The organism is Apibacter muscae, from assembly GCF_007845635.1.
GTDB lineage: Bacteria > Bacteroidota > Bacteroidia > Flavobacteriales > Weeksellaceae > Apibacter > Apibacter muscae.
The window spans coordinates 302,378-316,225 of record NZ_SELG01000032.1; the positions used below are offsets into that span (position 1 = coordinate 302,378).

Annotated in this window: 12 protein-coding genes and 2 pseudogenes; 4 read left to right on the forward strand and 10 right to left on the reverse strand. The window is 31.8% G+C overall.

All coding sequences use genetic code 11. The features are described from left to right. Positions 1-69: 69 nt before the first annotated feature. Positions 70-1,335 carry a DUF2130 domain-containing protein gene (locus ETU08_RS06495; RefSeq protein ID WP_146262213.1) on the forward strand — a complete coding sequence of 422 codons (1,266 nt, stop codon included), beginning with the start codon at positions 70-72 and terminating at the stop codon, positions 1,333-1,335. 182 nt (positions 1,336-1,517) lie between these two features. Continuing rightward, on the forward strand, positions 1,518-2,855 hold the full coding sequence (gene mgtE / locus ETU08_RS06500; protein ID WP_146262214.1) for a magnesium transporter: 1,338 nt from the start codon (positions 1,518-1,520) through the stop codon (positions 2,853-2,855). 4 nt (positions 2,856-2,859) lie between these two features. Here mgtE and ETU08_RS06505 read toward each other — a convergent pair whose 3' ends face one another. The 8 genes and pseudogenes from ETU08_RS06505 to ETU08_RS06535 form a co-directional block, all read right to left on the reverse strand. Then, a complete protein-coding gene (locus tag ETU08_RS06505) occupies positions 2,860-3,915 on the reverse strand; it encodes an ABC transporter substrate-binding protein (RefSeq protein ID WP_146262215.1) in 1,056 nt (351 codons plus the stop codon). 415 nt (positions 3,916-4,330) lie between these two features. Beyond that, the gene (locus ETU08_RS06510; protein ID WP_146262216.1) at positions 4,331-5,020 is read right to left on the reverse strand and encodes a hypothetical protein; all 690 of its coding nucleotides are present in this window, start codon (positions 5,018-5,020) and stop codon (positions 4,331-4,333) included. 165 nt (positions 5,021-5,185) lie between these two features. Beyond that, a complete protein-coding gene (locus ETU08_RS06515; protein ID WP_146262217.1) occupies positions 5,186-5,500 on the reverse strand; it encodes a DUF1493 family protein in 315 nt (104 codons plus the stop codon). 85 nt (positions 5,501-5,585) lie between these two features. After that, the gene (locus ETU08_RS12040) at positions 5,586-5,711 is read right to left on the reverse strand and encodes a hypothetical protein (protein WP_260391068.1); all 126 of its coding nucleotides are present in this window, start codon (positions 5,709-5,711) and stop codon (positions 5,586-5,588) included. Between the two features lie 100 nt (positions 5,712-5,811). Continuing rightward, positions 5,812-6,504, reverse strand: coding sequence for a hypothetical protein (locus tag ETU08_RS06520; RefSeq protein WP_146262218.1), 693 nt, complete (start codon positions 6,502-6,504; stop codon positions 5,812-5,814). Positions 6,505-6,729: 225 nt separating this feature from the next. Then, positions 6,730-7,422 (reverse strand): annotated as a pseudogene (locus ETU08_RS06525) (RHS repeat domain-containing protein); the annotation flags it as partial. Between the two features lie 895 nt (positions 7,423-8,317). Beyond that, positions 8,318-8,827, reverse strand: a complete 510-nt coding sequence (locus tag ETU08_RS06530) for a helix-turn-helix domain-containing protein (protein ID WP_146262219.1) — start codon at positions 8,825-8,827, stop codon at positions 8,318-8,320. Between the two features lie 133 nt (positions 8,828-8,960). Beyond that, positions 8,961-11,132 (reverse strand): toprim domain-containing protein, encoded by a 2,172-nt coding sequence (locus ETU08_RS06535; RefSeq protein WP_146262220.1) that lies wholly within the window; start codon positions 11,130-11,132, stop codon positions 8,961-8,963. A 173-nt stretch (positions 11,133-11,305) separates the two neighbouring features. Here ETU08_RS06535 and ETU08_RS06540 point away from each other — a divergent pair, with 173 nt between their 5' ends. Next, complete coding sequence (locus ETU08_RS06540; RefSeq protein ID WP_146262221.1) at positions 11,306-11,638, forward strand: helix-turn-helix domain-containing protein; 333 nt, start codon at positions 11,306-11,308, stop codon at positions 11,636-11,638. Between the two features lie 237 nt (positions 11,639-11,875). After that, positions 11,876-12,166, forward strand: coding sequence for a hypothetical protein (locus ETU08_RS06545; RefSeq protein WP_146262222.1), 291 nt, complete (start codon positions 11,876-11,878; stop codon positions 12,164-12,166). Positions 12,167-12,218: 52 nt separating this feature from the next. On the opposite strand, the gene ETU08_RS06550 is transcribed toward ETU08_RS06545, so the two are convergent. Together ETU08_RS06550 and ETU08_RS06555 are read right to left on the reverse strand one after the other, a co-directional pair. Further along, positions 12,219-12,956, reverse strand: a complete 738-nt coding sequence (locus ETU08_RS06550; protein ID WP_146262223.1) for a barstar family protein — start codon at positions 12,954-12,956, stop codon at positions 12,219-12,221. A gap of 4 nt (positions 12,957-12,960) precedes the next feature. Next, positions 12,961-13,785: pseudogene (locus ETU08_RS06555) on the reverse strand (RHS repeat domain-containing protein); the annotation flags it as partial. Positions 13,786-13,848: the final 63 nt, after the last annotated feature.

Genomic DNA, 13,848 nt, shown 5'->3' on the forward strand with positions numbered 1-13,848 from the left:
AAAAAAACAGATGTTATTTCTGAACTGGAAAATTAAACCTATTTAAATTTTAAAAACTTTGTCTGATTTATGGTTTCACAAACACAAATAAAATGTCCAAATTGTTCCACTGAAATTAATGTAAATGATTTGTTGAAACATCAACTGGAAGAATCAATAAAACAGGATTATAAAGAAAAACTATCAATTTTTCAAAAGGAAATTCAAAAGAAAAATCTTTTATTAGAAAAAGAAAAGGAGGAATTTGAAGCAAAAAAGAAAAAAGAAAACGAACTTTTCCAAGAAAGACTTAGTAAAATTACTAAAGAAAAAAGTTTAGAAATTGAAACCCATCTTAAACAAAAACTTGAAATTGAAAATCAGGAACGGATCTCTCTCTATGAAAAACAACTAAAAGAAAGCTCAGAAAAACTACAAGGGCTTTATAAAATGGAAGCTGAAATTTCTAAACTTACTCGTGAAAAGGAAGAAATGAAAGTTATGATTGAAGCAGAAGCTCAAAAGAAATTGAATGAAGAGATTTCAGTTGAAAGAGAAAAGATACGGAAGCAAGAAACTGAAAAAAATGAGCTTCGTATAAAAGAGTTACAAAAGCAGTTGGAAGATCAAAAGCGATTAACTGAGGAGATGAAGCGTAAACAAGAACAAGGTTCCATGCAACTGCAAGGGGAAGTTCAAGAACTTGCTATGGAGGAATGGTTGTCTTTCAATTTCCCATTAGATACTATTGATGAAATAAAAAAAGGTGTTCGCGGAGCAGATTGCTTACAAATAGTTAACACCCGAGAACTACAAAACTGTGGATCAATTTATTACGAAAGTAAACGTACGAAGGAATTCCAAAACAATTGGATTGAAAAGTTCAAAAATGACATAAGAGAAAAAAAAGCAGATATTGGTGTTTTAGTTACTGAGGTTATGCCTTCAGACATGGAACGCATGGGCATGAGAGAGGGAATTTGGATTTGTACTTATGATGAATTTAAGGGGCTTAGTGCTGTATTAAGACATTCTATAGTTCAATTTAGTATTTTAAAACATTCTCAGGAAAATAAAGGAGACAAAATGGAAATGCTTTATGATTTCTTAACTGGTACAGATTTCAGACTTCGGATTGAAGGAATTGTTGAAGGTTTCAGTCAAATGCAAGAGGATCTTGCTAAGGAAAAGAGAGCTATGATGAACATTTGGACAAAAAGGGAAAAACAGATAAATAAAGTAATTGAAAATACAATTGCAATGTATGGTTCTATAAAGGGGATTGCTGGAAATGCTGTTCAAAAAATTAAGGCTCTTGAACTAGATACCCATGAAGAAATAGATTTTGAAGGTTAGTAACATAACCTTCTTTAACATTGCTCCCAACAACTAAAGTGTTTAAATTATAATGGATTAAATCCTCATGATATACCAAAATACTACTTAGTTTTGTGAAGAAAATTGTGTTGTCTGCTAATACAATTAAACTTATATTTGTAAACTCTTCGGTATACTAACCCTTTAAAAATTTTAGGTTTATGGAAAAAAATATCTTTGAAGGAAATCTTATAGAAGATCTTCACCCTAATGATATTGCAGATCAACTTGAAGAATTATCTGAAAAAGACCGAATTTTAAACTTTTTCCTTCTCCCTCGCACCCAAAAAACAGAAGTATTTACTTATCTGGATCCTAAAGTTCAACAAGAGTTATTGGAAGGTTTAGGTAAAAAAGATATAGCAGATCTTTTGAATGGTATGGCGCCAGATGATAGAACTGAATTTTTTATTGATTTACCGGATGATCTGATTAAAAGTACTATCAATTTGTTAGATGAAAAGGAGCGTAAAACAGCACTACAATTGCTAGGATATCCTGAAGATAGTGTGGGTCGTTTAATGACTCCTAATTACATTCAGGCTAAAAAAAATTGGACGGTTGAATATACATTACAACATATAAAAAGATTTGGAAGAAAAGCGGAAACTTTAAATTTTATATATATTGTTGATGAACATGATAAATTGCTAGATGATATAAAAATTGGAAAGTTATTACTCGCAAATAGTGATACAAAAATTGAAGAACTTTGTGACGACAATTTTATTGCTCTTAAAAGCATGATGAACCAAGAGGAGGCCATTCATATCTTTGAAGACTATGATAGAACTGCGCTTCCCGTAATTTCAGACACAGGTATTCTTGTTGGAATTGTAACGGTTGATGATATTTTGGATATTGTTAAAGAAAGAGATACGGAAGATATTCAAAAATTTGGGGGTGTTGAAGCCCTAGATATTCCTTATAGAGATACCCCTTTGCTAACTCTTTTTCAAAAAAGAGCCGGTTGGTTAATCATTTTATTTTTAGGAGAAATGCTGACGGCTAGTGCTATGGTTCATTTTGAAGATGAATTAGAAAAGGCAGTTGTGTTAGCACTTTTTGTGCCTCTTATAATCTCAAGTGGAGGAAATTCAGGATCTCAAGCGGCAACACTAATTATCCGTGCCATGGCACTAAAGGAAATAGGTCTTAAGGATTGGTGGTATGTTATGAAGAAAGAAATTTTTTCAGGCTTATTGTTAGGGCTTACCTTAGGTATAATTGGATTTACAAGAATTGTAATTTGGCAAGGATTAAACTTTTACGATTACGGACCGCACTGGATTTTAATTGGTAGTACTGTTGCATGTTCTCTCTTAGGTATTGTTCTTTGGGGTACTTTGTCTGGCTCTATGGTGCCGTTTATTTTAAGATTATTTAAACTTGATCCAGCAACCTCCTCAGCTCCATTTGTGGCTACATTGGTTGATGTTACAGGCTTAATTATATATTTTTCAATTGCATCTCTATTTTTAAAAGAAATTTTATTATAATTTATTACTCTATTTTTTTTAAATAGGTAAGATTGTAATTTGGCAATAATTCGGGATGTAAAACTTTGATTACATCTGCTAAAATTTTATCTGCATAGATGTTACCCATTTCGTAGTAATCATTGGCTAAATTGGAATTTTCTTTATTATTAAAAGCGTAAACATCATTGTTTTTGTATGCTTTAAATTGTTTATAATATAAATTTGAACTTTCAATCTCTCTTTTATCTTTAAAATTACTAGCTCCTATCCAGTAATTAGCATTTTTAGCTTTTATAAATACTTCTTCGAAGCTTAGAGGAATTGTTCCTGTCTTAGCAACATCTTCCCACAAATATTTACCACCTGCATCTCTAAAAATTTGAGCAATAAAACTTTTACCGCCTGCCATATACCATGAATCTCCGTACATAATATTGGTAAAGACTGTTGGTCTGTAACTAATATTTTGCGTCTTATTTTTTAATTCATAATATTTTTTTTTAATATGATTATAAATACTATCAGCTCTAGCATTTTGATTAAAAATATATCCAAACAATTTTAAATACTCCATTTTACCTAAAGGATGTTGTTCATTAAACTCTTCAACGTAAAGAACTTTAATTCCCTGTTTAGCCAATTGATTTAGGATTTTTTCATGATTTGAATTGTGCGAAGTTATAATGATGTCAGGTTTTAGTTTGATGATTTTTTCATAATTTAAATTAGCATCATTGCCTATATCCAGAATACTCCCAGACTTTATTCCTTCAGAAATTTTAGAATTATAAAAATAATTGGGAGATGAAACTCCAACTATAGTATTGAACTTACCTAAAATATCTATATAAGCAGATGAGGAAGTATTGGTAATAATACATCTATTAATTTTGAATCCTTTAGGAAAATGGGTAATTTTATTTGCAGAATGAATCAGTATTCCTTCATCTTCTGAACTTATATGGAAATTTTGAGCATATTCATTTATTTTAACTGTATGAGTAAACTCACTTGCCTTTTCTCTTTTACAAGATATTGTAACTACTAAAAATAGTATTATATATGAATAATAACGCATAATCTTTTATTGAATTTAGAAGTTAATTAAGTTTTTCATAACACTTAAAATTCATTTTTAAAAATAATTATTAATTTCTTTAAATAATTAAATTATAAACTAAAATATTAACCTAAACTAAAAATTTAATCTCAAAGAATTATTAAACTCCCTATAAAAATTAACATTTTTATACCCTTACCAAGAAATAAGCTTTACGCTTAAATGACTATGTTAAAAAAAGTACGCTCTTATTATGGATACTTCCTATCCCAATCTATCGGGACATAATTCTTGGGATATTTTCAATATCTTATTGCTTATGCGTTCCCTTATTCTATATGGTGAATTTGGACTATTGGATTTATTCAACAAATAATAGTAAAATAAAAAAAATGCTCAATATGAGCATTTTTTTTATTTTAAAATTCTGATCTTACATTATAACGTTTTCTGTCCATAAAGGAACTCCTTCTTTATAAAAAAAATATTCTTCCTCTTTTTCCAATTCTTTATAATTCTCTTTTTTAAGTTCCTGAAAAATAGTTATTATTTGATCATATGACAATTTTTCTAATCTCTCATCTATTTTTATTTTTTTATTTAATTTAACTCTTGTATAATAATTCTTTTTTAATTTATTATCTATTCTATACTTACTAATTCCCCCTTTATGAATTGAAAATATAGGATTAAATTGAGAATCTAATAAAACTATCATAGTAAAACCATACGACTTTCCTGAAAAATCTCCATCAGGACATTTTATTATCATCATTAAATCCTCCATATTATCTTTTAAAAACATCGTATTAGAATTCATTTCCGCCAATATGTAGTTTTTATCAGAAAAAGAGATTTCAAGATTTTTAAAATATTTCAAATGTTCGTCTTTTCCTTCTATATCCAGAGAATTAATACATATATAATTCATACCTATTAATCTTTCCAAATCATCAGGGAAATTAAATTTATCAACAATTACAGAATCGCATTTTATTATTGGAATAGGCTTTAATTTTTTATCTGCAATATTTACTTTTTGGTTACTAATTTCATGACAAGCAGTTATGACAAAAAAAAGTAAAAAGGTTATATATAAACTTATAATTTTTGAATTTTTCATTTTTTTAATATTTAATATCATAATTATATTTAGGTAAATCTTGGGATATTTACAATATCTTACAGCTTTTGCACTCGCTTATCCCTGATAGCGAATGGGAACTGCTGGATAGGTTAAATAAAATGGCTTAATAATAAAAACGCCGCTTTGTAGCGGGCTCACTTATTATGGTTTTATATTATTCTTCATATATTCATATAGCTTCTCTATACTTAATTTCTCTACTTTTCTAATTTTTCTCAGTCTTAACAAATTTAATATTGATATACTTCTTGTTATCTCTATTTCACTATGAAAATACTTGTAAAAATCAAATTGATCAAATGAACAATTAAATTCTTTACTTATCTTGGCTAATAAATCTTCCGCAGGATAACCATCTATATACTCAGAGATAAAAGCTTTACTATCAATGTCATTCGCATCAAGATCTAAATCTTTTGATATGACTTCTAATAGATTATTTATTGTTAAATCCATAATCTTAAATTACCTTATTTTTGTTGCAATTCAATAATTCTATCTTGATAACTTCTTAATCCTCCATCTGTTCTCATTTTTTCTTCTATTGGGTTTTACCCTTAAATCTCTCTGTAAAGTAACCCAAACGGCGATGGTAATGGACGGCTCCTACCCCAATCCATCTGTGCATAAGTCTTGGGATATTTATAACATCCTTAATCTTATCCATTCTCTTATCCTTGATAGCGAATGGGAACTTTTAGACAGGTTAAATAAAATGGATTAATAACAAAACCCCCGCTAATAAGCGGGGGTTTTGTTTATTTACATCATTCTATTGGCTTTATTTGGTCAAATGTTAATATATCTTTTATTGTCTGATAAGATAATATTAAATTAGGCTCTTCCCTATCCATTAAATCTTCATAAACATATGATGTAATTTCTATCCTTTTTCCCTCAATAAGCAAAAAAGGATTCCATGTTTCTCCGTCCTTAGATAATTCCATCCTCCATTCTCCTTTATAATCTTTTAATACAGTTTCTCCTACTATCGCTATAAAGTTAATTATATTAATTTCGTATATCTTATTAGATTTTATAGCCTTCTCCTCCACCTCTCTTAACAAATCAATAGAAAGCACACTTTTAGTATCTATATCTAATTCCCCCAAAAGCTCTTTAACCAAAAACTTTGTTTTTTCAGGAAATTTATCATTATAAATATTTTGCCCATATAAAATTTCAATATTGTTGCCATGATTAGATATAATCTCATTGTAATCATCAACTATTTTTCTATAATCATCCACATTCCTGTACAAAGTATGATATCCTTCTTCTGAAACCAATATATTCCCACTTGATAATTTATATACTGAGGCTGATGAAAAATCAGGCTTTAGTATCTGAAAATTAGAAGAATCTTGCATAATTTTTTCAAATTGTTTAGTAGTTAACTCTATATAATCTACTTTTTCCTTATTAATCAGTATATATGGTTTCCATTTACTATATTCCATTTTATTCTCTTTTTTACAACTTATAAATAAAACTAATAAAATTAAAAGAATTTTATTCATTATATCTAACATTTATTTCTGATTCCAATACACATCAACAGATTTTCCCGATGATTTTATCACATAAGGTAAAATGGTACCATCTAGAGAACTTTTATCAGGAACAATATTTAAGTGAAAATTAAGTGAATTAACCCTAATGTTTGATGGATTATCTTTATCTTGTTATACAAATCGTTGATTTATTTTCACATTCTTAGCCGTAGCATATATAAGAATCTCAGGATCAATAGTTGCTCCAAATGGAGTTATAAACGTTAAAGCTGCTGCTCCATAATCAGAAGGTTTAATGTTCGGATTCCATACTCCATTAACATACCCCCCTTTCATTTCACTCAGAACATCTATAAAACCTCTAATTTGCTGGGGATTATAAACTTGTTCTAATTTTAAATTATCTGTAAATTTTGCATCAATAAAATGAGCATTAGGAAATGTTATTCTCTTATCTATTCTCATTGGATTCTTTTTATTCATATAATTTTTCACACTTTCTCCTACTATATCAGGAATAACAGCCCGTTTAGATCCTTGAGGATAAAATTTACTATTATTTTTACTTTCTCTTAATGATTTAACTACAGTATTCTCAAAAATCCTACCCAAACGTGGATAATAATTTTTATCTGTTCTACTTATTCCATTATTCTGAGCTGTAATATGAAAAAACTGTGCTGATGTAAGTATCCATTCTGTAGACCAAGGCCAAGGCCAACGTCCATCAGGATCTGTATATTTAATCGGATTATTAAAACTGTATGTATAAGCACTTACCCCTGGTGCATTTTCCGCCAACGGATCCACACTCAACCACACAGATTCCCTTGGATTATAGTATCTAGCCCCGTAATAGTATAACCCCGTCTCTGCTCCATCTTTTTACTTTCGCCTGCATCCTTTTTCCCTCGCGCGTGCTTAATCCTACTTCTGTTAGGTTATCGCTACAGCCTTATTTCAAATAGCTTCTTCTTGGCTTCAAAGATATACTTTTTTAGCTTTTTTCTGGTAAAATAAATAATGTTTGTTATTTTTTTTATTTACGGCAATAATTTTTTGTATTTAGGGTTTTTATTAATGTAGATTAAGTTTTTTGTGTTTCTCTTTTTTATTATCGTTGTGTTTTATTATGACTAGATTTTTTTTGGAGAACTGCTTTTAGGTGGTTCTCTTTTTTTTCAGTTGAAAGAAATAAGGTGGACGGATTTTTTATTGTTTTTTTCTGGGCGGTTGACTTGTTTTAAAAAAAACAATAAAAAAACGTAGGAGTTTTTTAATAAAGGAGGGTTGCGAGTTTTTAAAAACGAGCTTTATGCGCTCTGGCGAGCAGTTAAGCGAGTGTGCTAGCGCGGGCGGTGGGTGCTTGCCAAAAATTAAATATTTATTCCTTTGTCCTTTTTGGCGATAAAACTGCCCGTGAACGGGGTTAAAAGTGGTTTACTTCTTTACATTTGAACTAAATCCCCGTGGCGCGTGGCACCTGCCTGCGAGCATTACTAATAAGCTGTGGCAGACGCGAACGTTAGTGAGTGGATGTGGGAACAGCGGATGAGGACAAGCGAAACACGTGAAACAGCCAAACGCAAGTGAATTCTTGCAACTGGAGTGCAGGGCTGTGTAACTGGGGTTGAGCGCGGACGAATACCTTTTCAATAGGCCTTTGTTGTTGGTGGTTGACTCTTGTTTTTGGTGATTGGTTTGAGTGGGTAGTTACTTGGTGGCTGAGTTTGATTTATCTCTTATTCCTTACTTCTTATCATATTATGTCGGTAAATTCTATGTTTTGGTTATCGCTAAAGAGTTCTGCTATATCTGGGTTGTCTATGCCAAAGCTATACCTATGGGTTTGGTTTTTGGGGGCGCTTTCTTTTTGAATGAGGTTGAGTTGCTCTAGTTTGGTTAAAAATCGGTGGGTTTGGCTTTTGCTTATTTGTAGTGTCTTTTGGACTTCTTGTCTTGTAAATCCTTGGCTTAGGTAATGTTGTTCTAGTTCTTCTACTCTGCTTTGTTCTTTGGGGGTGAGTTTACTTTGGGGTTTGATTAGGTCTTGAACGAGTTCTAGGGCTAGGATTATATCTTCATGGGTGCTTTGATATTCTTGGTTGTGTTTTTCTCTAAAGGTTTTATTTAGTAGGGTAATATGATGGATTAATCTTCGGCTTAGTTGTTCTTGGTCTGGGTTTAGACTTTCTAGTAAATGGTTATAGTAGTTATCTGCTATTTTGGTTTGATAATCTTTATTTTCTTGTAATTCTTTGAGGATCATTATCAGGTGTTTTAATAAGATTTTCTTTTTGTGGTAGTGCATCGCTTAACATCGGGGGATTTTTGGGTTAGTCTTTTTGGGGTCAAGGGTCGCTGGTTTTTTATTCTATTGTTTTTGATATTGTTAGATTATTTTAATGGGGGTTCTGGTGACCCTTGGGTGATTCTTGGTGGTTCTTTGTTTTTTTTAGTTCTTGGATTTGTTGCTTTAGGCTCTCTTGTATTCGCTTTCTTAATTTCTCATAGTTGTCCCAGTAATCTATTCTATATCTCAAACCTCTATTGATATGCCCTCCGCTTTGTCTGATGTAATCTAACTCTAGTAGGTGATGGATATATCTTTGTAATTGGCTTTTGCTTATATTTAGGGCTTGTCGTATTTCTCTTTGGGTAAATTCTTTATCCTTTGTTTTTAGGTATTTCTTGAGTCTTTCGTAAAATTGCCGTAAGCTTCCGTCTAGTTCGTCTATTTTTAATAATATACTTTCAAAGAGTATTTCGGTGGCTTGTTCTAAGTCTTCGATCTCTGTGTAAATCTTTCCGTCTTGGTATTTTCTTTCTCGCTGGTTGAGATAGGTGATTTGTCGTATGATACTTTGATACATTTGGTTGAGTCTTCTTATTTTATGGACTTCTTCGGGTAATTCTAGTTTTGTGGCGTAGGGGTTGATGACTTCTACGTGTTGTAAATTCCTTAAATAGTTCTGTAATTTTTCTTTGGCTTGTTTTTCTTGGGTTTGGCTGACTTCTCCTGCGTATTTTTGGTTTTGGTACTGGATGATCTTCTTGCTTTGCTGGGTGCTTTCGTCTACGGCTAATATAAAACTTCGGCTGATGTTGTCTTCGTAGACGTCGGCTTTGGTGGTGGCGCTGAGGGAGCTGAAGATGCCTCTTACTTTTTTATGGGTGCTTTTGATGTTGCCTTTTTTGTCTTTGATACTCACGCTACTGCTTAGTTGTTGGTTGCTGATGAGTTCTCTTAAGGAGTACAGGGCTTCTTCTTTGAGTCCGTCTAGGTCTTCGATAACCATGTGTTTGCCCACCAGATCCCATTCGCCCCAGTTGTACAGACTGCTTTCGGTGATTCTGGTAAATTTGAGTACGTCTTCTTGGGGGATGAGCTGGGCGATTTTACTGATTAAATGGGTTTTTCCGCTGCCGCTACTGCCTTGCACGATGGCGTGTAAGGGGCTTTGGGTTTTATAACTGCTGGCAATGATAAACAGGAGTAACCGGGTGTTTTCTTCGCCAATGATTCCGCTTTGACCAATGAATTCGTTAATCTGGGATAGGGAATAAGATTTAAGGGGTAAGGATTCTTCTTTCTTATCTGTTATTTCTTCCTTACTTCTTATTTCTTCTATCTTAATTCTATTGTGGATTAGTTCTTTAAAGATCTCAGGGCTATGTAATTGTAAGGTTTCGTTAATGTCTTTGTTGGGAAGTTCGATTGTACTTATTTTTAATCCTTTTCGTAATTCGTTAATCTCTATTCGTAATTTTTCTGTGGCAGTTTTTCCTGCCTGGTCGTTGTCAAAGGCTATTATTATTTCTTCTAATTCTTTTAATGTTCTTATTGCCTGTCTGTGTTCCTGGGTAAAGCCGTTTACGCCATAGCAAGAGAGTAAGCTGTAAGATTTAAGGGGTAAGGGAATGGGTAATAAACTGGCGGTATCTATAATGCTTTCTGTTAGGATTAGGATTTTTGTTTCTTCTTTTGGATAACAGGGATATAAGCCTTTTCTATCTTTTAAATAAAAGTGTTTGTTTTCTGCTTCTGCTTTGATACTTCTTCCGTACAGGCTGACGATTTTGTGGTTGGGATCTTTGAGGGGAAACACTATGCAGTTGACTAGTCCTTTATACGTCCTCCCGTTGTAACCGATTTCTAGTTTTTGATAGTCTAGGGATCGTTGCTGGGTATAGGTTCTGGCGGTTTTGCTTTGTCTTAAGTTGCTCTTCATTTTATAAAAGAGTTCTTCTAGTCTGTCTAGGGGGATTTCTTGGTATTCTTTGCTTCTTTGGATCTTATGGCTTAGATCGGTTAATTGACTGGCTTTTATGAGGGCTTCGTGTTTGGTTAAGTTTTCTTTATACATGATAAAGTCAATGACGTCGATTACCTTATTGGATTGTGAGCAATTTCCGCTGTAACATCTTACGGTATGGGTATCGGGGAAGATTTGCATGCTTGGCTTTTTATCGTCGTGGAAGGGGCAACAACAACTGTTGTTCTTTACTTGGATTTGGTAGTGTTCCAATACTTGACCTATGGTTAGATTTTTCTTAATATCTGCTATAGTCATAACTCTTGTTTTTTACTTGACTAATTTTTTTAAAAAATAATTTATGTAATTATTAGATACAAAAATATCTATTATTTTCAAATAAGCAAAAATTATTGGATTTTATTTTGTCTTTTATTTACGTATTTTTGTGTAATTATTGATTTTTAAAACACTTTTGTATCTGATAAGGGATGAAAACGGGTAAAATTATAGCGAATTTAAGGGATAGTAAGAATTGGTCTCAAACGGATTTGGCTAATCATAGTGGGGTATCTCGGGTAATGATTGGTAAGTATGAAAGGGGGGAAGCGATTCCTTCTATTGATGCAGCTAAAAAAATTGCGGATGCTTTTATGGTTTCTCTTGATTTTCTTATGGGGGAAGGGATTAATGTTTCTTTTGATAATAAAACAGTGGAACGGTTAAAGGAGATCGAACTCTTGGATGAGGAGGATAAAAGGTGTGTATATAATTTATTGGATGCCTTTATTGCTAAGAATAAGCTTAAGGCTATTTTAGGGTAGGTTATTATATATAGGATATGATAAAACCAATTCTTTTAAGAATTGGTTTTTTGTTTTTATGGGTTTTGCTTATTTATTTTTATCTTTGCTATCGACAACACATTTTTACTATGTTTTTAGATAAAGTTTTATTTAATAATAACGGCAGGCGTACGGGTGAAAGTCCCGAGACTTTTCTACCTAGTAGAATGTGTTGTCAGCGACCTGCCCATTTTTTAATTTCTAATCTTTTTTATTATGACAACACAAAACAAAAAAGTCGAGTTTTCAAATGAAAACAAAAACCTAAACCCTAAAGATTTCTTAAATTCTCTGGAAAACTTTCCCTTTGTAGAAAGCTACCAAGAGCTGGGTTTTACCCTCAAATCGCTCTGTAAAGTAACCCAAACGGCGCTGGTGATGGACAGCTCCTACCCGAATCTATCCGTACATAAGTCTTGGGATATTTATAACATCCTTAACCTTATTCATTCTCTTATCCCGCATAGCGAATGGGAACTGTTAGATAAGTTAAATAAAATGGCTTAATAACAAAACCCCCCGCTATCAAGCGGGGGTTCGTATCTTAATGAGGATATATTCAATTAGTAATAACTTGTAAGCCATGCTTTTCAAGCTCCATTGAAATTTGAATTAAATAGTTTTCATACCCTATATTTCTAGACATTTTTTTATTAATATCATCATAATTATTAATTATTACTTTGATATTATCGAAATTATCCTTAGCATTTTGTTGTATGTTTATCAAACAATCTATAAAAGCATTAATCTCTGAACCAAAATATCCTCTTTTTCCAAAAAAAACTTCACTCAATAAACAGTGCAAATCTAATGGAGTCTTAAGTAACTCTTCATCTTTAAGAATATAATTATTCATTTTTCCTAATGAATGTGGAACACCACTCCAAAAGCAACAACACCTAAGCCAAGATTCTTTTTCTTCTTTATCTTTAAAATCTCTCCATGTGTACTCTCTTCCATTTTGCCATCCATAAAAAACATCTAAATAATCTTGATTAAAAGTATAAATTTCATCTGTATATATTTCATTCAATTTAAAAATTATCGTGCTATCATCTTTAACTTCATAAGTTAAAGAATTACAAGTCAGTAACATTAATTTGCCTTTTAAATATATTTTAATTATAACTTCATTACATATAAAATGGCTTAAAGAAAAATTTTTATTTAATTTTAAATTAACAATATTTAAAAAATTTAAACCTTCATTAATTTCAACACTCAAATATTCAGCTTCTGCTATTCTATCATCTTTACAAAAAAATCGAATTTGTACAATATCTTCTTCTTTCATATTCTTATTTATTCATGTAAGGGATTGGTGAACTTGTTGGTATTTCATGAATCTTAGTGTAATCATGATTTATTACATAACCCCATTTTCCACTAGGATGTTCTAATATTCTAGTACCATTCAAACTTGTTCCTGGAACATCAGGAGCTTTCCATTCTTTTGCTCCCACCCATTTAGGGCTAACACCACTTCTATTTTCAATTATTTTCTGAAAACCTAAACCATCTAAATTAGCAGATCCTTTACCTTTTAATATTTTAGTAAATTCTTTATTTATTACTTTAGGAATTAATTTACCACCTCCTTTTCCTCTTGTTATTAAAGATATTCCTACACTAGATAATATTCCTCCTGCTAATTCTCCTTGAGCCTCAGTATCATCTGATAAATCATTAAGAAATTTTTCAGGATTTTGAACAATACTCCATACAGCATCTGCTGTTTCTAATTTTTCCTGAGTTATTTCCTTCTGAGCTTTAACAGTTTCATCGTTACCACGTAATCCTATTGAAGCAGGCCATCTTTTTAATCCTTTCCATAAGCCTTCCACAGAATTTTTTATACCTCTCCCTAAACCATTAAGCATTTTACCTAACCAACTCTTTTCATCTTTTCTTGGGGTAACAACAACCGCTTCTAAACTTGAAATTTCACCATTATTAGGATCTGGGTCTCCTCCAACACTAGGCATCATCCCTGTTGGATCTATATATCTAATCGGATTCTGATATGCGTATTGATATGGAGTCATAGTATATTCCAACATCGGATCCACAGAAATAAAGATAGATTCCCTCGGATTATAGTATCTAGCCCCGTAATAGTATAACCCCGTCTCTGCTCCATCTTTTTACTTTCGCCTGCATCCTTTTTCCCTCGCGCGTGCTTAATC